Source organism: Flavobacterium sp. 270 (genome assembly GCF_004368785.1).
In the GTDB taxonomy this organism is placed as follows: Bacteria; Bacteroidota; Bacteroidia; order Flavobacteriales; family Flavobacteriaceae; genus Flavobacterium.
The window spans coordinates 62,915-80,737 of the sequence record NZ_SODM01000006.1; the positions used below are offsets into that span (position 1 = coordinate 62,915).

17 protein-coding genes are annotated in these 17,823 nt (G+C 33.2%); 11 read left to right on the forward strand and 6 right to left on the reverse strand.

Annotation, left to right across the window (positions count from 1 at the left end; all coding sequences use genetic code 11):
* Positions 1 to 11 precede the first annotated feature (11 nt).
* The 3 genes from clpP (at position 12) to EV144_RS19700 (ending at position 2,866) form a co-directional block, all read left to right on the forward strand.
* Positions 12 to 686: an ATP-dependent Clp endopeptidase proteolytic subunit ClpP gene (gene clpP, locus EV144_RS19690; protein ID WP_134150869.1), complete on the forward strand. Its 675-nt coding sequence runs from the start codon at positions 12 to 14 to the stop codon at positions 684 to 686.
* Positions 687 to 874: 188 nt separating this feature from the next.
* On the forward strand, positions 875 to 2,107 hold the full coding sequence (gene clpX / locus EV144_RS19695; RefSeq protein WP_134150870.1) for an ATP-dependent Clp protease ATP-binding subunit ClpX: 1,233 nt from the start codon (positions 875 to 877) through the stop codon (positions 2,105 to 2,107).
* Between the two features lie 111 nt (positions 2,108 to 2,218).
* Positions 2,219 to 2,866, forward strand: coding sequence for a murein L,D-transpeptidase catalytic domain-containing protein (locus EV144_RS19700; RefSeq protein WP_134150871.1), 648 nt, complete (start codon positions 2,219 to 2,221; stop codon positions 2,864 to 2,866).
* A gap of 25 nt (positions 2,867 to 2,891) precedes the next feature.
* Here EV144_RS19700 and EV144_RS19705 read toward each other — a convergent pair whose 3' ends face one another.
* Entirely contained in the window at positions 2,892 to 3,857 is a 966-nt protein-coding gene (locus EV144_RS19705) for a GlxA family transcriptional regulator (RefSeq protein ID WP_134150872.1), read from the reverse strand.
* A 169-nt stretch (positions 3,858 to 4,026) separates the two neighbouring features.
* On the opposite strand from EV144_RS19705, the gene EV144_RS19710 reads away from it, so the two are divergent.
* From EV144_RS19710 to serB, 6 genes are all read left to right on the forward strand, one after another.
* The gene (locus EV144_RS19710; protein ID WP_134150873.1) at positions 4,027 to 4,437 is read left to right on the forward strand and encodes an SRPBCC domain-containing protein; all 411 of its coding nucleotides are present in this window, start codon (positions 4,027 to 4,029) and stop codon (positions 4,435 to 4,437) included.
* Positions 4,438 to 4,455: 18 nt separating this feature from the next.
* On the forward strand, positions 4,456 to 4,860 hold the full coding sequence (locus tag EV144_RS19715) for an SRPBCC family protein (protein ID WP_134150874.1): 405 nt from the start codon (positions 4,456 to 4,458) through the stop codon (positions 4,858 to 4,860).
* Positions 4,861 to 4,940: 80 nt separating this feature from the next.
* Positions 4,941 to 5,351, forward strand: coding sequence for a VOC family protein (locus EV144_RS19720; RefSeq protein WP_134150875.1), 411 nt, complete (start codon positions 4,941 to 4,943; stop codon positions 5,349 to 5,351).
* Positions 5,352 to 5,358: 7 nt separating this feature from the next.
* Positions 5,359 to 5,796, forward strand: coding sequence for an SRPBCC family protein (locus EV144_RS19725; RefSeq protein ID WP_134150876.1), 438 nt, complete (start codon positions 5,359 to 5,361; stop codon positions 5,794 to 5,796).
* Positions 5,797 to 5,889: 93 nt separating this feature from the next.
* Positions 5,890 to 6,327 (forward strand): VOC family protein, encoded by a 438-nt coding sequence (locus EV144_RS19730; RefSeq protein ID WP_134150877.1) that lies wholly within the window; start codon positions 5,890 to 5,892, stop codon positions 6,325 to 6,327.
* A gap of 180 nt (positions 6,328 to 6,507) precedes the next feature.
* Positions 6,508 to 7,737, forward strand: a complete 1,230-nt coding sequence (gene serB / locus EV144_RS19735; RefSeq protein ID WP_134150878.1) for a phosphoserine phosphatase SerB — start codon at positions 6,508 to 6,510, stop codon at positions 7,735 to 7,737.
* Between the two features lie 347 nt (positions 7,738 to 8,084).
* Here the strand turns inward: serB and EV144_RS19740 are convergent, their stop codons facing one another.
* Positions 8,085 to 8,327, reverse strand: a complete 243-nt coding sequence (locus EV144_RS19740) for a redox-active disulfide protein 2 (protein WP_134150879.1) — start codon at positions 8,325 to 8,327, stop codon at positions 8,085 to 8,087.
* Positions 8,328 to 8,333: 6 nt separating this feature from the next.
* Entirely contained in the window at positions 8,334 to 9,863 is a 1,530-nt protein-coding gene (locus EV144_RS19745; protein ID WP_134150880.1) for a GH3 auxin-responsive promoter family protein, read from the reverse strand.
* Between the two features lie 248 nt (positions 9,864 to 10,111).
* Here EV144_RS19745 and EV144_RS19750 point away from each other — a divergent pair, with 248 nt between their 5' ends.
* Together EV144_RS19750 and EV144_RS19755 are read left to right on the forward strand one after the other, a co-directional pair.
* The gene (locus tag EV144_RS19750) at positions 10,112 to 10,906 is read left to right on the forward strand and encodes a DUF2797 domain-containing protein (RefSeq protein ID WP_134150881.1); all 795 of its coding nucleotides are present in this window, start codon (positions 10,112 to 10,114) and stop codon (positions 10,904 to 10,906) included.
* 254 nt (positions 10,907 to 11,160) lie between these two features.
* Positions 11,161 to 12,240 carry a glycosyltransferase family 9 protein gene (locus EV144_RS19755; protein WP_134150882.1) on the forward strand — a complete coding sequence of 360 codons (1,080 nt, stop codon included), beginning with the start codon at positions 11,161 to 11,163 and terminating at the stop codon, positions 12,238 to 12,240.
* A 55-nt stretch (positions 12,241 to 12,295) separates the two neighbouring features.
* On the opposite strand, the gene EV144_RS19760 is transcribed toward EV144_RS19755, so the two are convergent.
* The 3 genes from EV144_RS19760 to sppA form a co-directional block, all read right to left on the reverse strand.
* Positions 12,296 to 14,908 carry an AsmA-like C-terminal region-containing protein gene (locus EV144_RS19760; RefSeq protein ID WP_134150883.1) on the reverse strand — a complete coding sequence of 871 codons (2,613 nt, stop codon included), beginning with the start codon at positions 14,906 to 14,908 and terminating at the stop codon, positions 12,296 to 12,298.
* 169 nt (positions 14,909 to 15,077) lie between these two features.
* Positions 15,078 to 16,025, reverse strand: a complete 948-nt coding sequence (locus tag EV144_RS19765; RefSeq protein WP_134150884.1) for an alpha/beta hydrolase family protein — start codon at positions 16,023 to 16,025, stop codon at positions 15,078 to 15,080.
* 12 nt (positions 16,026 to 16,037) lie between these two features.
* Entirely contained in the window at positions 16,038 to 17,795 is a 1,758-nt protein-coding gene (sppA, locus tag EV144_RS19770; RefSeq protein WP_134150885.1) for a signal peptide peptidase SppA, read from the reverse strand.
* Positions 17,796 to 17,823 lie beyond the last annotated feature (28 nt).

Sequence of the window (17,823 nt, forward strand, 5' to 3'; positions counted from 1 at the left end):
AAAACATACATATGAACTACGGTAAAGAATTCAAAAAATTTGCTACAAAGCACCAAGGAGTAAACGCAATGTACTATGATAAAATCGTAGCTGCGATGAACCCAACAAACATGACTCCATATATTATAGAAGAGCGTCAGTTGAATATTTCTCAATTAGATGTTTTCTCAAGATTAATGATGGACAGAATCATCTTTTTAGGAACAGGTATAGACGATCAAATCGCAAATATCGTTCAGGCACAATTGCTTTTTTTAGAAAGTGCAGATGCTACAAAAGACATTCAAATTTATTTAAATTCTCCTGGAGGAAGCGTTTACGCAGGATTAGGAATTTATGATACTATGCAATTTATCAAACCAGATGTTGCTACAATCTGTACAGGAATGGCAGCTTCTATGGGAGCAGTTTTATTATGTGCAGGTGCTGCAGGAAAACGTTCAGCATTGCCACATTCAAGAGTAATGATTCACCAGCCATCTGGAGGAGCACAAGGAGTTGCTACAGATATGGAAATCAACTTACGTGAAATGTTGAAGCTGAAAGATGAATTATATCATATTATATCACAACATTCAGGACAAACTTTTGATAAAGTTCATAAAGACAGTGAGCGTGATTACTGGATGAAAGCTGATGAAGCTAAAGAGTACGGAATGATTGATGAAGTATTAAGAAGAAGCTAATAAAATTGTTTCAAGTTTACATTGTTTCAGGTTTCAAGTTGGTTAATAAAGCAACTTGAAACCTGAAACCTGAAACAAAAAAATAAAAAAAGATAAGAAGCAAGACACTAAGTTTCTAAGTTTTTGAGTTTTAGACTATAAAAGCTTAGAAACTTAGTATCTTTGCAACTTAGAAACTTAAATAAGGAATGGCAAAAGTAGTATTAGAATGTTCGTTTTGTGGAAGAAAAAAGCCAGAAACTAATTTATTAATTGCCGGTATCAATGCGCATATTTGTGATAAATGTATTGAACAGGCACACGGAATTGTATTAGAAGAATTAAAATCTAGCGGAAGCGCTAAATTGGTTGGGGACTTAATTTTAAAGAAACCAAAAGAAATTAGAGCTTTTTTAGATCAATATGTTATTGGTCAGGACCAGACAAAAAAAGTAATGTCGGTTGCGGTTTACAATCACTACAAACGTTTAATGCAACAGCAATTAGATGACGAAGTAGAGATTGAAAAAAGTAATATCATTATGGTGGGGCAAACCGGAACAGGAAAAACATTAGTAGCAAAAACTATTGCGAAAATGTTAGACGTTCCTTTGGCAATTGTTGATGCAACTGTATTAACAGAAGCTGGTTATGTTGGAGAAGACGTAGAAAGTATTTTGACACGTTTGCTTCAGGCAGCAGATTATGATGTGGCTAAAGCCGAAAGAGGAATCGTTTTTATTGACGAAATTGATAAAATTGCCCGTAAGAGCGATAATCCGTCAATAACGCGTGACGTTTCTGGAGAAGGTGTACAGCAGGCATTATTAAAATTATTAGAAGGAACAGTTGTAAATGTACCACCAAAAGGAGGTCGTAAACACCCAGACCAGAAATTTGTTGAAGTAAATACCCAAAACATCTTGTTTATTGCAGGAGGAGCTTTTGATGGAGTAGAACGTATTATTTCTAAACGTTTAAACCGTCAGGCAGTTGGATATTCTACTTCTAGAAATGTAGATAATATCGACAAAAACAATTTATTGCAGTACATCATTCCAAAAGATATCAAGGATTTCGGATTGATTCCTGAAATTATTGGTCGTCTGCCAGTTCTTACACACATGGATCCTCTTGATAGAGAAACATTGCGTGCAATTCTGACACAGCCTAAAAATGCATTAATAAAACAATATCAAAAATTATTCTTGATGGATGATGTTGAATTTGCAATTACAGACGAAGCATTAGATTTTATCGTAGATAAAGCATTAGAGTACAAACTAGGCGCTCGTGGATTACGTTCGTTATGCGAAGCAATCTTAACAGACGCGATGTACGAACTGCCAAGTTCTGACGATAAAACACTGACAATCGATAAGGATTATGCAGAACATACATTAAGTAAAAATTTATTGAAGCGTATGGAAATTGCTTCTTAAAGCTTAAAGATATTTTATTCTAAAACCTGTTCATTTATTTGAGCAGGTTTTTTTTATAACCAAAATAATATATCTAAGTTTTTGAATAAATATTCTTTGTAATTTGCTATTATGAAAATTACTACACTCCTGATTATTTTTGCACTATTTTGGTCTTGTACAACAAAGACAAAAGAAAAAGCATATTCGGTTTTAAAAAGCGAAAACATACAAAATAAAGCCATAGAAATTTCGGATATAGATTATAGTTCTTATTTTAAAGAAGCCGCGCAATACACAAAAAAGAGCAATTATAACCGAGATATTTTTATACTTGTAGATCTTGGAAAACATTCCGGACTAAAAAGATTTTTTGTTTATGATTTTAAGAAAAACAAAATTATCAAATCCTATATGGTGAGTCACGGCTGTGGTGATGCTTCCTGGGGAGCAACTATGACAAAAGATGAGGCACAGATTAGTAATGTGCCAGATTCACATTGTTCTTCAATAGGAAAATATATGATATCGAGCCGGGGAACAAGCGAATGGGGAATAAAGGTTAATTATCTAATGTTAGGAAAAGATAAAACGAATTCAAACGCATTGAACCGTGCCATTGTACTGCACTCCTGGAATGCTGTTCCCGAAAATGAAGTTTATCCCGAAGGAACTCCAGAAGGCTGGGGCTGTCCTGCGGTTTCTAATGAAAGTATGAAAGAAATAGATCAATTGCTCAAAACAAATAAGCGGGTTTTGATGTGGATTATTAAATCATAAAAAAAGCTAATTTCAAAAAAAAGAATTACTGCACTCTAAACTTCTCCCGATATTCAATAGGTTTCATGCCAACCATTTTATGGAATATTTTTCTAAAAGCTTTCGGGTCGTTATATCCTGTTTTTTCAATAATCTCCGAAATCGAAAGTTGTGTCTGCTCCAAATATTTTTTAGAACTTTCAACCCTGATATTTTGCAGATATTCGATAGGAGGAATTCCGGTTACCTGTTTAAATCTACGTGTCATATTGCGGGCGCTGGTCGGAATATCTTTGGTGATTTCTTCTAATTTTACAATTGTGCTGTATTCATTTTCAATTTTTTGCTGTAACATCGCAACCAAATTATCATTGTGAAGATGATTAGGTCTAAAAGTGCTGAAATAACTTTGTTTGTAGCGGTTTAAATCAATCGAAAAAATCTTGGCAATTTGTACGGCAATTTCATTACCGCAAAATTTCTGAATCAAAAGAATCAACAAATGAAAAGTTGAGGTAGAACCTCCGCTGGTGTATAAACTTCCGTCTGCTGTCAAAGTCTCTTCCGATTTTAATTTCACTAAAGGAAAAGCCTTCGTAAAAGCACTACAGGCATCAACATGTGTGGTAGCCAGCTTTTCGTTGAGTAAACCCGAAGCAGCAAACAAAAAAGCGCCAGTGCAAAAACTTGCCAGTTCCGCTCCAGATTGATGTTGTTTTTTTAACCACGGAATAAAATTTTTATTCTTATGGATCATTTCGCTCATATTATCTGTCGTAAAAGCCGGAATCAAAATCAGTTCTAGAGAAATATTCGAACCCTCAATCGCGTTTACTTTATAACCAAATAAATTTTCCTGATCAATTTGTTCTTTAGATTGAAAAACCATTATTTCAAACGGTTTGTCATTTCCTTTAAAGAGTTTATTGGCCGTTTCAAAAACTTCCAAAATAGCTGCTATGCTCAATAACTTATAATCATACGGCACAATCAAACCAACTTTCTTGCTCATAATTTTGTGGTATTTAGAAAAAGGATTCTTTACAAAAATAGATTAATTTGTCTTAAATGACCCTAAGAATGACTTTTAATGTAGTATTAGTCATTAATTATAATTCTACATTTGTTTTAAATAATTTGTAATTTTATAAAAATCTAAGTTTAAATTTATTAAATATATAATGATAACAGTACAGACTAAGATTAATGCATCAATAGATAAAGCCTGGGATTTTTGGAGATTGCCGGAGCATATTGTAAAATGGAATTCGCCTTCTAATGATTGGTACACATCAAAAGCAGAAAATGATCTCACTTTAGGCGGGAAATTTAAATATACAATGAATGCAAAAGAACAGGATTTGCATTTTGATTTTGAAGGTGTATATACCAAAGTAGAGAAAAATAAAGTTATAGAATATAAACTTCATGATAACAGAACAGGAAGTATTCAGTTTCTGGAAAATGACAATCAAATAATAGTAACAGAAACATTTGAACCTACACCAAGTGATCCCGAAAGTATGCAGCAAGAATGGTGTCAGGCCGTTATTGATAATTTTAAAAAATACGTAGAAAGTTTTTCAAAATAAAATCCAAATAAAAATATAATGATAACAGTACAAACAAAAATTAATGCTTCTCTAGAAAAAGTGTGGAAATTCTGGACAAAACCAGAACATATTAAAAATTGGGCTTTTGCATCGCCAGAATGGCATGCGCCTGCTGCGGAAAATGATTTAAATGTTGGTGGAAAATTTTCGACAACAATGGCGGCAAAAGATGGCAGTATGAGTTTTGATTTTGGTGGAGAATATACTTTGGTAAAACAACATGAAGCCATCAGTTATATAATGGATGACGGAAGAAGTGCAGAAATTACTTTTAAAGAAACTCCAGACGGAATTGAAATTATAGAAAGCTTTGATCCCGAAACACAAAATCCTGAAGAAATGCAACGCGGAGGCTGGCAGGCTATTCTGGACAATTTTAAAAATTATGTTGAGGAGAATTAGGGAGAAAGTAGCAAAGTAGCAAAGCGACAAAGGTTCTTTAGTAGCATAAAAAAACAATATCTAACATAAAACAAAAGCAAATGACAAAACAAATTTGGTTGAATCTGCCTGTAAAAGACGTGGCAAAAGCGAAGGATTTTTTCTGGAAAATAGGTTTTTCTTTTAATGAACAACATGACACGCCAAGTTCTACTTGTATGGTAGTAGGCGAAGGACATTTTGTAGTAATGCTTTTTGAAGAATCATTGTTTGCAGGTTTTATACAAAATAATATTGTAGATACACAATCCGGCTCAGAAGTTTTGATTTCGATTGATGCTGAAAGCAGGGAAGAAGTTGATGAATTAGCAAAAAAAATAGAAGAAGCGGGAGGAAATGTATTCTCTCCACCAGCAGAATCTCAAGGCTGGATGTACGGCTGTGGTTTTGCAGATTTAGACGGACATCGATGGAATGTTTTATATATGGACTTTAGTAAATTACCTCATTAAATTAATTATGGAAACACTAGAATTTACCATTAGAATTAAAGCCTCAAAAGAAAAAGTATGGTCGGTTTTATGGGATGATGAAACCTATAAAAAATGGACAGCGGTTTTTTGTGAAGGCTCGCACGCAGTAAGTGATTGGAACGAAGGAGACAAAATATATTTTATGTCCCCAAACGGAGAAGGAATGAGCAGTGTAATCGAAAGGAAAATTCCAAATGAATATATGGCTTTTAAGCATGTAGGAGAGGTCAAAGATTTTAAAGAACTCCCAACAGATCCTGAAACGCAAAAGTTTAACGGTGCAATGGAAACATACCGATTAATTCCTGATGACGAATTTATTACTTTGACCGTACAAATAGATTTAATCGAGCAATATATGGATTATTTCAAAGAAGCTTTTCCAAAAAGTTTAGAAGTAATAAAAGAATTGTCGGAACAATAGAAGAGAATAGTCCTTAGTTCTTAGTCCTACTAAGAACTAAGAACTAGGGACTATATTCACAACAAGCAACAAACAATAAAACATAAAAAAATCATGGCAACAGTAAATCCTTATTTATTATTTAATGGAAATTGCGAAGAAGCATTTCAGTTTTACAAATCAGTTTTTGGCGGAGAATTTCCGTATATCGGAAAATTTAAAGACGCACCATTAGAAGAAGGCGAAGCAGCACTTTCTGAAGAAGATGCAAACAGAATTATGCACGTTTCATTACCAATTGGAAACACAATTTTAATGGGAAGTGACAGTCACCCAAGATACGGCGATGTAGTTTTTGGCAGTAATTTCCAGATTTCTATAAACGTAGAAAGTACCGAAGAAGCAGATCGAATTTTTAACAGCTTATCCGCAGGTGGAAAACCTTATATGCCAATGAGTAAAACTTTTTGGGGAGCATATTTTGGTATGTTTCAAGATAAATTTGAAATCAGCTGGATGGTTAATTTTGATGAAAATATGACAGAAAAATAAATTTTAAAAATAGCTAAACGACACAAAGTTATATTATTTGGATAGTCGAAGATTATTGTTAAAATACTTTATAAAAGCACATTAATTTGTGCTTTTTGTGTTTAAAAAAACAAAGGATATTCTTTTTTATCACCAATAGATTGTCGATTTTTGTCGCTTTCAAAATCAATTCAGATTAAAATGGCAATAGAGGATAAAGAAATTATTTTATTAAAAGTTTCAGGACACGATAAAATAGGGGTTACAGCAGGTTTAACAGCTGTACTAGCGACGTATGATGCTAATATTTTGGATATTGGTCAAGCCGATATTCATGACACACTTTCTTTAGGGATTTTGTTCGAGATTGAAGCTGGTTCTTCTTCTGCACCAGTTTTAAAAGACTTGTTATTTAAGGCTTACGAGCTGGAAATCAAAGTCAAATTTATTCCAATTTCTATAGAAGATTACGAAACTTGGGTAAAATCACAATCAAAACAACGTTACATCATCAATATTTTAGGCGAAAAACTGGCAGCTTCACAATTGGCCGCAGTGACTAAAATAATGTCAGATCAAAACCTGAATATCGATTCGATTATCAGATTGACAGGAAGAACTTCAATTGTAGAAAAAGAACAATATCCGCGTTCTTGCATCCAATTATCTGTAACCGGAGAAATCGTAAATAAAATTGTCATGACGGCAAGTTTTATGGAAATTTCAAGAACCTTAAACGTAGATATTTCTTTTCAGGAAGACAATATCTATAGAAGAAACAGACGTTTAGTTTGTTTTGATATGGATTCTACTTTAATTCAAACCGAAGTAATCGACGAGCTGGCAGAATTAAACGGAGTAGGAGCGCAAGTAAGAGCCATTACAGAATCTGCCATGAATGGTGAAATTGATTTCAACGAAAGTTTCAAACAACGTATGGCTTTGCTTGAAGGTTTAAGCGAAGAAGTATTGCAAAATGTTGCCATAAATTTACCGATTACGCAAGGCGCCCACAGATTAATGAAAGCCTTAAAATATTATGGATACAAAACTGCAATCCTTTCTGGAGGATTTACCTATTTTGGAGAATACCTGCAAAAAGAATTGGGAATCGATTACGTTCACGCGAACCAATTAGAAATAAAAGACGGTAAACTAACCGGAAAATATTTAGGAGAAATCGTAGACGGTCAGAAAAAAGCAGAATATCTAAAAGCTATTGCCGAAAAAGAAGGCATTCACATCAACCAGACAATTGCTGTTGGTGATGGAGCAAATGATTTACCAATGCTAAATTTAGCCGGTCTTGGAATTGCTTTTCACGCCAAACCAAAAGTAAAAGAAAGTGCTTCAACCTCAATCTCTAGTTTAGGATTAGATGGCGTTTTGTACTTACTAGGATATCACGACAGATATATTGATATGATGTAATACCTGTCACTCTGAGCGAAGTCGAAGAGCTTTCATAACAAAAAAGGGCTTCGACTCCGCTCAGCCTGACAATCAAAATTCAACGAATTCTTGTCATTTCGACGAAGGAGAAATCGCACTAGAAACTCCGTGAACAAAATCATCAGTTTTAATAAAAAAATAAAAACCTTAGTTTTCAATAAAGACTAAGGTTTTTTTATGGGCATGTCCCTCCGGGTCGGGCTATCCGTTCCAATCTTTTGTGGCGAACCCCGCCACAAAAGGATTTCCACTTCTATCCCTCATGCGGGTTTTGTGGAATTAACGTTTTTTAGTAAATATCAATTTTAGAAATAAAATTGAAGTACTTATTTACGCGATTCTAATTCTTTTTTAATTTCTTTCAAATTGTTCAAATTCAAAAAAAGTATTGGCAGCAATGCGATAGGAACAACATTCATGGCGCTAAAACCTTTCATAAAAACAATAAATAAGTTTAAGACAAACAACATAAAAAGTACAATCCCAAAAATAGTGTTTACCGTTTTTAATGTTTTCTGATTTTTCAGTAGTTCTTCAATAGTCATTTCACTGAATTTTGTGTCTTTCATCTTAAATTAAATAAAGTTATCTTTTATACACATCTCCTTCAACTGCTCCAAATAATCTCTCTGATTAGAAAGTCTCGGAATCTTATGCTGGCCGCCCAATTTATCTCTTTCCTTAAGCCAGTCATAAAATAAGTTTTCACGCGCAACATTAATTACAAGCGGATTTAACGTCATATTGTTATAACGTTTCGCTTCGTAATCAGAATTTAAAGTTTGCAAAGTTTCATCAAGCACTTTTTGGAAAAGTCCAACATCGGCTGGTTTTTTCTTAAACTCAATCATCCATTCGTGCGCACCTTTTTCTTTGTCTTGCATGAAAATAGGAGCAACCGTATAATCAATCACTTCGGTTTGAGTAAGCTGACAAGCTTTGGCAATAGCCTGATCCGTGTTTTCGACCATTAATTCCTCGCCAAAAACATTAATATGATGTTTGGTTCTTCCCGTAACGCGAATTCTATACGGATTTAAAGAAGTAAAACGAACCGTATCTCCAATTAGATAACGCCATAAACCAGAATTTGTAGTAATAACAATAGCATAGTTTTTATTAAGTTCAACATCAGCAAGACGAATCACTTTTTGATTTAAAGTTCCAAAAGTATCCATCGGAATAAATTCGTAAAAAATGCCATAATCCAGCATCAACAATAAATCACTTGAATTATTTAAATCCTGAATCGCAAAAAAGCCTTCAGAAGCATTGTATATTTCGTAATATTTAAAATCTTTACTCGGTAAAATTTTCTTGTATTGTTCTTTGTAAGGAGAAAAACTCACGCCGCCATGAAAATAAACTTCCAGATTTGGCCAGATTTCCAATAAGCTTTCTTTACCCGTGTTTTCCAAAACCTTATTCATCAAAACCAGCATCCAGGAAGGAACTCCTGCAAAACTGGTTACATTTTCGACTTTTGTTTCATTAATAATCGCCGCCATTTTAGCTTCCCATTCGCTCATAAGCGATGTTTTACTGCTTGGCGTACTGCTAAATTCAGCCCAAATAGGCATATTCTCAATTAATATGGCCGATAAATCTCCAAAAAAAGTATTGTTGTTTTCGTAAATCTGAGAACTTCCTCCCAAACGAAGACTTTTTCCCAAAAACAATTCAGAATCCTCATTATTATTCAAATACAAACAAAGTAAATCTTTACTTCCTTTATAATGACAATCTTCTAATGCTTCGGTACTTACAGGAATAAATTTGCTTTTGGCATTGGTAGTGCCGCTCGATTTTGCAAACCATTTTATTGGAGTTTCCCAAAAAACATTCTGCTCGCCTTGGCGCGTACGCTCAATCAGAGGTTGTAATTCTTCGTAAGTTGCAATAGGTACCCTTTCGGCAAAAGTCTGATAAGAGTTTATAGTAGAAAATTCATATTGCTTTCCTATAACTGTATTTTCAGAAGCCGTCAATAAATTGTGCAATAATTCTTCTTGAACTTCATTAGGATATTTTAAAAAAAGTTCAATTTGATGTATCCTTTGTTTAAGGACCCATGAAGCAAACGAATTGATTATTGATAAAGGCATGTGTGAATTTTAGATTTTAGATTGCTGATTTTAGATTACTGATCTTACTGTTATCGCAAAAGCAGAAAATTTAAAATTTGAATATCAACAGACAAATACTAACTTTGTCATTGTATCAAAAATAGTATTTTTTTTGTAAAAAAAACCATTCTATTTGCAGTAAAGATTCTAATTCTATCGAAATAAATAATTTAAACTGGTATAAGGACAAGAGAAATCTAAAATCTAAAATCAACAATCTGAATCTAATGACATATCAAGGCGTGCTTACAAAAATGCAGACAGAACTCGGAAATCCAATTCAATATTATTTGGTTTTTGAGGACAGTTTCTTAAATGTAAATCAATTATTAAACAAAGAAATTGAAATCAATTTTGCAGGCTTTCAATGTTTAAATTGCAATAAAAAGAAAAAGATATACAGACAAGGATTTTGTTACGATTGTTTTTATTCAAGTCCGGCTGTAGGAGATTGGATCATGAGACCAGAATTAAGCACGGCACATTTAGGCATTGCAGACAGAGATTTAGAATATGAGCAAAAAGTGCAGTTACAGCCGCATATTGTTTATTTGGCTATTTCAAGCGAAATTAAAGTGGGTGTAACCCGCAAAACACAAGTGCCAACACGATGGATAGATCAAGGCGCAGAGCAGGCAATTGCTATAGTTGAGGTTCCAAATCGTTATTTGGCAGGAATTACCGAGGTTGCCTTAAAAGATCATTATACAGATAAAACAAACTGGAGAAAAATGCTTCAGGAAACCAAAACATCTTTTGATTTGATTGCAGAAAAAATCAAGGTTGAAAGTTTAATTCCTGATGAAGCCAAAGAATATTTTTACAGCGAGAAAAATGACCTTTACGAATTGAATTACCCGGTTTTAAATTATCCAGCCAAAATTGCCAGTTTAAACCTTGATAAAACGCCTTCTTTTTCAGGAAAATTAACAGGGATTAAAGGGCAGTATTTACTATTTGAGGATGGAACAGTTTTTAATGTTCGTGGCTCAGAAGGGTATGTTGTCAATATTAACGTCTAGCTGTATGGTCTAAACGTCGACTCATTTCTTAAAGCGGTCTATTCATTTATTTATTATAAAATATTTACTCTAGTTTTAAATTTCTTAAGTAAGCTAGAGTGTGAATAATGATACATTTGATTACAATTTTGTAATAATTACTTATTGAAATATTTTAGTTTTAAAAGTTAGGAAAAACTAGTTTAGTTATAATCCTTTTAAAACAGTTTTCCTGAATGAAAGGAAAAATTTTAATCTGAAAAATTATTTATAAAATGAATGTTTCAAGTAAAATAAATGCCTTTAGACGTACGGCAATGACCGCTTTGACTAAGAATATTGGGAAATCAAAATTAGATCAAAACGTTGTACTGCTGAATAGAACAGAAATAAAAAGAGTTTTAGTCTGCAGACCAAACGCGCGACTTGGAAATCTTTTATTGATCACGCCTCTTATTCAGGAGATTACGGCTACGTTTCCAAATTGTAAAGTAGATTTGTTTGTTAAGGGAACTTTAGCACCTATAATTTTCGAAAACTACGAGAATGTCGACAAAGCAATTGACCTGCCTAAAAAACCTTTCAAACACTTATATAACTATCTTAAAGTCTGGTTTTTAATAAGAAGCCAAAAATATGATCTTGCCATAAACGTCGATCAAAATTCTTCATCGGGAAGATTGGCTGTTAAAGTTGCCAATGCCAAGTATAAGTTTTTTGGTGATCTGGACAATCTGGATGAAATGACAAAAAGTGATTACGAACATATTGCAAAACGCCCAGTTTATAATTTTCGCAATTATCTAACCAAATTAGGGATTGAGAAAAGCAATAGAATAATTGCACCGCTGAATCTTAATTTAAGTTCTGCTGAATTAGCAGAAGGTAAAAAAACACTCGATCAGTTAGTGAGTAAAGCTAAAAAGACAATTAGCATATTTACGTATGCAACAGGACAAAAATGCTTATCAGAAGAGTGGTGGAATGATTTTTATAAAGAATTAAAAGAAAGATATAAAGAGTATAATATTGTTGAGGTTCTGCCTGTAGAAAATGTATCTCAAATAGGTTTTCAAGCTCCAACATTTTATAGTAAAGATATTCGCGAAATTGGCGCGTTTATAGCCAACACAGAATTGTTTATTGGTGCAGACAGCGGCATTATGCACTTGTCAAGTTCGGTTCAGACGCCAACAGCAGGATTATTTTCTGTTTCAGATCTAAAAAGATATCAGCCTTATGATAACAGCAGTATCGGAATAGATCTTAACAGTTATTCTAAAAATGATCTCTTCAAAGCTTTTAATACTATTTTGAATAATGGCAAATTAAAAGTTTATTCTAAAGCAGTTTAATATAAAAAAGGCCAATCTATCAGATTGGCCTTTTTCTTTTTATATATACTATGGTTTATTTTTTCTTCTTAAATAAACCATTCAACAAGTCACTTGCTTTTTTAGTTACTTCCTGAGTTTTTTGTTCCTTTTCTGTTGCTGCCGCTTTTGTAGTATCTTTGGCTTTCGTATTTTTATTAATCAAATCAGTAAGTGCAGAAGCTCCTTTTTGAGTTAATTTCTCTTTCTGTTGATTCACCAATTGTGTCGTTAAACTTGTAACCGCACTTTTCATATCCGTAGAAATTTTTGGATTAGAAAAATTACCAGTTAATACAGCATTAATCGGAATATTGTCCAGTTTCGCAGCATCTGCAGGAGACAATTTTGCAATCAAAGCATTTGCATCACTTCCTAAATATTTCGCCGGAACATCAAACTTAATGTTATAATTCATGTTTTGGTCAAAACCGTGAGTTCCGCCAATAGTAGCTTTAATGTCTTGATATTTAATGTCAAATGGTTTTACGTTTACTTTACCATTCTCAAAAGTCAATGCCATTTTTAAATCATTTAAGTTTAATTTATTGACATCAAGGAATTTGACATTAGAGCTTAAAGAATTTAAAAGTGTTGAGTTTTTAGCATTTACAGTAGTAGAAAGCAATTGACCTAATAAATCTCCCGAAATAGATTTTAAGTCTGGAGTCAATTCTTTAGCATCCAGATTTCCATTCAATTTAATAGTCGAATTTAATTTTCCATTAATGATTCCGGCAATTGGAGCAATTTTTTTCATCATGTCCAATTGCGTAAAAGTCTGCGCAATATCCACTTGGTTAAAACCTAAATTCATATCAAAAGTCGGCACTTTTTCTTTTGTAGAAACAGTTCCTGTCAATCCGATAGAACCTCCAAAAATCGATGTTTTAAAATTCTCTAAAGTTGCTTTTTCATCTTTGATAATTAATTTTCCAGAAACATCTTTTAGTTTTAAATTATCATATAAAACCGTTGTTGCTTTTGCATTCAAAGTACAATTTAAGAACGCAGGAATTTTCATTGCTTCAGCTGGTTTTGCTGGAGTTTTTGTTTCTGTTGTTGTTCCCGTTTTCGCAGGTTCGCCAGAAGTCATAAAATCATCAACTGCCAATTGGTTTGAGCTCATGTTGAAATTTCCTTTAAGTTCCTGTTTTTTAAACATAAAACCATAGAAATTCTCTAAAACTCCGTTGATGCTTAAATCACTTTTTCCAGTTGTAGCATCAAATTGTTTTAAGTTGATGGTACTAGTATTGAACTGCACTAAAGCAGTGCTGATGTTCATAGATTTATTGTTTTCATCTGTATATTTAAATCCAGACAAACTCATTGTACCAGCATTTTTGATGTTTTGGTATTGACTTTTTTCTACAGAAGCCATATCAAAATTGGTAGTTACGTCTGCTTTTAAAATACCCGCCAAAGGTTTATCCATTTTAACTGGATACGCTTTAGAAAGGTTGGCTAAATTGATCGTTCCTTTTAAGGCAGCATCTACAATTGGGTTTACCGTAATGTTTTTAATATTCGCTTTAGCGCTAAAAACATCCTGATCGATTCTAAACGAAAGTTTATCTAAATTAACGTAGGTGTCATTTAAGATTCCTGTTTCATTTATAATCTTGGTATCAATTACAATATTCTGAACCGATTTTGGAAGGTTTGGATATTGAAAAGAAGCATTGTTTGATGCAATCGCAATATTGAATTTAGGAACCGTAGTATCTGTTAATTCTCCTTTTGCAAAACCAACAACGGTAAAATCACCAGTAGTTTTTACGCCGTTTAAACTAGAAGAATAAGCAGACGGAATTAATCCTAAGAAGTTGGTAAATGATGAAGTTGGCGTTTTGAATTTTAAATCATAAATCTGGCCTTTTTCAACCATTTGTATAAATCCGTCAAATTCTAACGGCAATTGGTTTATTAAAGCTTTGTTTTCTTTAAAAGTATATTTGCTTTTTTCTAAATCAATTCCTAAAACAGCGTCTAGAGTCAGTTTTACATTTTTCATGTAATTCATCTTATCCATGTCTAAAGAAACTTTTGCTGTAGATTTTGTGGTTAAATCAAGTTTAGAATTGGTGAAATCTCCTGTTCCTTCATGATTTAAGCTGTCAATAACCATTTTTATTTTAGAACCCTGATCGATATATCTAAAAGTAAAATTTTCGATTTTGTAGTTCTGAATTTTTAGCGAAAGCGGTTTACTCGCTTCGTCTTTTTCTGTTTTTTCTTTGTCTTTAAGCGCAATGTCAAAATTTCCGACACCGTCTTTATTAAAGATAATATTGATTAAACCATTTGTTGAGGTAATTCCCTGAATACTTAAAGGTTCATCCTTTCCTTTAAAAAGTTCTTTAATACTCATTTTTAAGTTTAATTCGCCAAGCGAAACCAAAGTATCACCTTCAAAAGGCGCTTTGTTTATGATCACCAATTTCTCGATTCCAACACTTGCATTGGGGAAGTTTCTAAACAAACTTAAATCGGCATCTGCAAAACTTACTTTAGCATCAACACTTTCGTTGATTGCCTGAGCAATTTTGGCCTTAATCTGGTCTTTAAAGAAATAAGGAATAGCAAATAATGAAGCTACAATTACTACTAGTAGGATAGCAGTTATTTTTAAAATTTTCTTAAGCATATTAATTTCATTTGAGGGTTTAATGTTAAAATCAACTCTGCAAAAGTAGTTTTTTTTGGTTGAGTTTGAGATAAAAGTTTACTAAAAAATGTAGGAAATTTTAGCTATTTGTTAAAATAAAAAATCCGTTTGATCTTATATTCAAACGGATTTAATTTTGTCTTTATTGTTATTTCTGAATAAAAGAAACAATTTTGTTTGTCAGTGTTTCAGAAATGGGTAAAGTTTCGTTGTTATAACTGGCTAAATTTGCTTGCTGATCACCATCAATAACTTTCATGATATGATTCATTTTATCAACGATTAAGAGTTCAGCATTTTTATTTGCTTTTGCTAAATTCTCGGCATCCTGCACTGTAACTTGTAAATCGTTGTTTCCTTGTAATATTAATATAGGTACGGTTAATTTCTGAATTTCTGTCTGCGGATTGTATTTAAACCAGGAAATTAAATAAGGCTGAATGCTTGGTCTAAAAAGAGAATTTAGCATTGGATCAACTTTTTTTACCTTATTTCCGTTCTTTAAACTATCAATAATCGGAAAAGTCATATCCTCAATTTGCTTCATCGATTTAGCAGCAATTTGTGTTTTCAAAATTTTATCTGCCGAATCTCCTGCTCCTGCAATAGAAATAAATTTGTCTGCTTTGGCGCCGGCAATCATTCCAATCAAAGAACCTTCGCTATGTCCGATAAGAATCACTTTAGAAAAACGTTTGTCTTGTTTTAATAAATTAATCCAGCTTTTTACATCTTCCGTATAATTTTCAAAAACCAGACTTGATTCTGAAATTGCCGATTTTTTACTTTCTCCAATCCCTCTTTTGTCAAATCGTAATGATGCAATTCCGTTTTTAGCCAAAGCTTCTGCAAGCATTTTTAGCGAATTGTTTTTCATCATCGGATTATTTCCATTTCTGTCCGTTGGTCCCGAACCCGCAATGATTAAAGCTACTGGAACTTTTTTTGTCAAATCCGGAGTTGTCAAAGTCCCATAAAGCAGATCTACATTAATTTTTAAGGTTATTGGAGATTCTTTATAAGTAAGCTCTTTTTTATCCTGAGCATTTACAAAACTCAGGAAAAGAATGGTCAGAAGAAGGATTATTTTATTCATTTTCTAATAAGATTAGTGAATGTTAATACCAAACGGCATTACTGCCTGAACACCTTTTTGGTTTTGGAATTTTTTTACCTGCTCGATAAGCATATAGTTTTCTTCGCCAATTTCTTCTTTTATAAAAGCTTCTTTAGACTGTGCAAAAGGCAGACCAGAAAGTATATCGCTGAATTTCTTTTCGTATTCTGGATAATTTTGTGTGCTGTATGTTTTTACTTTTGCGATTTTAGCAGCTTCGGCAATAGCATCATTAAGACCTCCAATTTGATCTACTAAACCAATTTTTATAGCCTCAGATCCAGACCAAACTCTTCCTTGTGCAATTGCGTCTACTTGCGCAAAAGTCATTTTTCGGCCTTGCGCCACATGCGTTACAAATTCGTTGTAAATTTTTTCTACACCTTCTAAAGTAAACGCTTTAAATTTTTCGTCAATTGGCACAAACGGACTGTAGTTTGCAGCATTTTCGTGTGTTTTTACCTGCTCGGTATTAATTCCTAATTTATTGGCAAGCGGACTAAAATTTGGCAGCATACCAAATACACCAATAGATCCTGTAATAGTATTACTTTCTGCAAATATTTTATCGGCATTACAAGCAATATAATAACCTCCAGAAGCAGCATAATTACCCATAGAAACTACAACTGGTTTTACTTTTTTAGTAATTTCAATTTCTCTCCAGATCAAATCAGAAGTTAAAGCGCTTCCGCCCGGGCTGTCAATTCTAAGAACAATCGCTTTTACATCGTCATTTTTTCTGGCTTCCTGCAAAGAACGACGCATAGAACCCTCACCAATTACGGTAACGTCGCCTTCACCGCCCATAATTTCGCCTTGAGCGTAAATAATAGCAATTTGATCGCTTGCTGTATTCGTTAAAGCAGTAGTAACATTGTTTTGAGTATAATCTTCTATCGAAATTTTATTATAATCATCGTCACCTGTTACTTTTAATGCTTTTTTGATTGCGTTATGATAAACATCTTCATAGGCTACAACATCTACTAAGTGCTGTGCTTTTGCCATTTCTGGAGTTCTGGCCAGTAAACCGTCTGCAATTTCATTTAATTTAGGAAGAGGAATATTTCTGCTTTTTGAAATATCTGTAGAAACCGTTGTCCAGATAGAATTCAAAAGAGCCGTCATTTGCTCTCTGTTGGCGTCACTCATTTTATTTTCTAAAAATGGCTCAACAGCACTTTTGTATTTTCCGTGACGAATCACTTCCATTTTAATACCTGATTTGTCCTGAAAATCTTTAAAGAACATCACTTCAGAAGAAAGTCCTTTAAAATCTAAATCTCCCGCAGGATTTAAATAAACGGTATTGGCAACAGAATTTAAATAATATTCTTTTTGAGAATACGTATTAGCGTATGCCCAAACAAATTTTCCTGATTTTTTAAAGCTTTCCAAAGCATTTCTCAAATCTTTATATTGCGCTAATCCTAAAGAAGATTCGTCATTTAAGATCGAGATTCCTTTAATTTTATCATCCGTTTTTGCAGCTTCGATAGCGTTTATAACATCAGTAATTCCGATCTCTTTTTTATCTGAAAAGACAGTAACCCACGGATCTTTGTATTTTCCGGCATAATCATTTTTAATGTCTTTTAAATCCAATTCAATAACAGAATCGGCTTTAACAGACACGGCATCTTCTCCTCCAAAAATAGCTCCAATGAGTATTACTCCAAAAAAGAAGAGCATGATAAAAACAAAAATACCAATCACTGTAGCAAGTACATTTCCTAAAAACTTCATAAGTATATTTTTTTAATAAGTAGCAAAA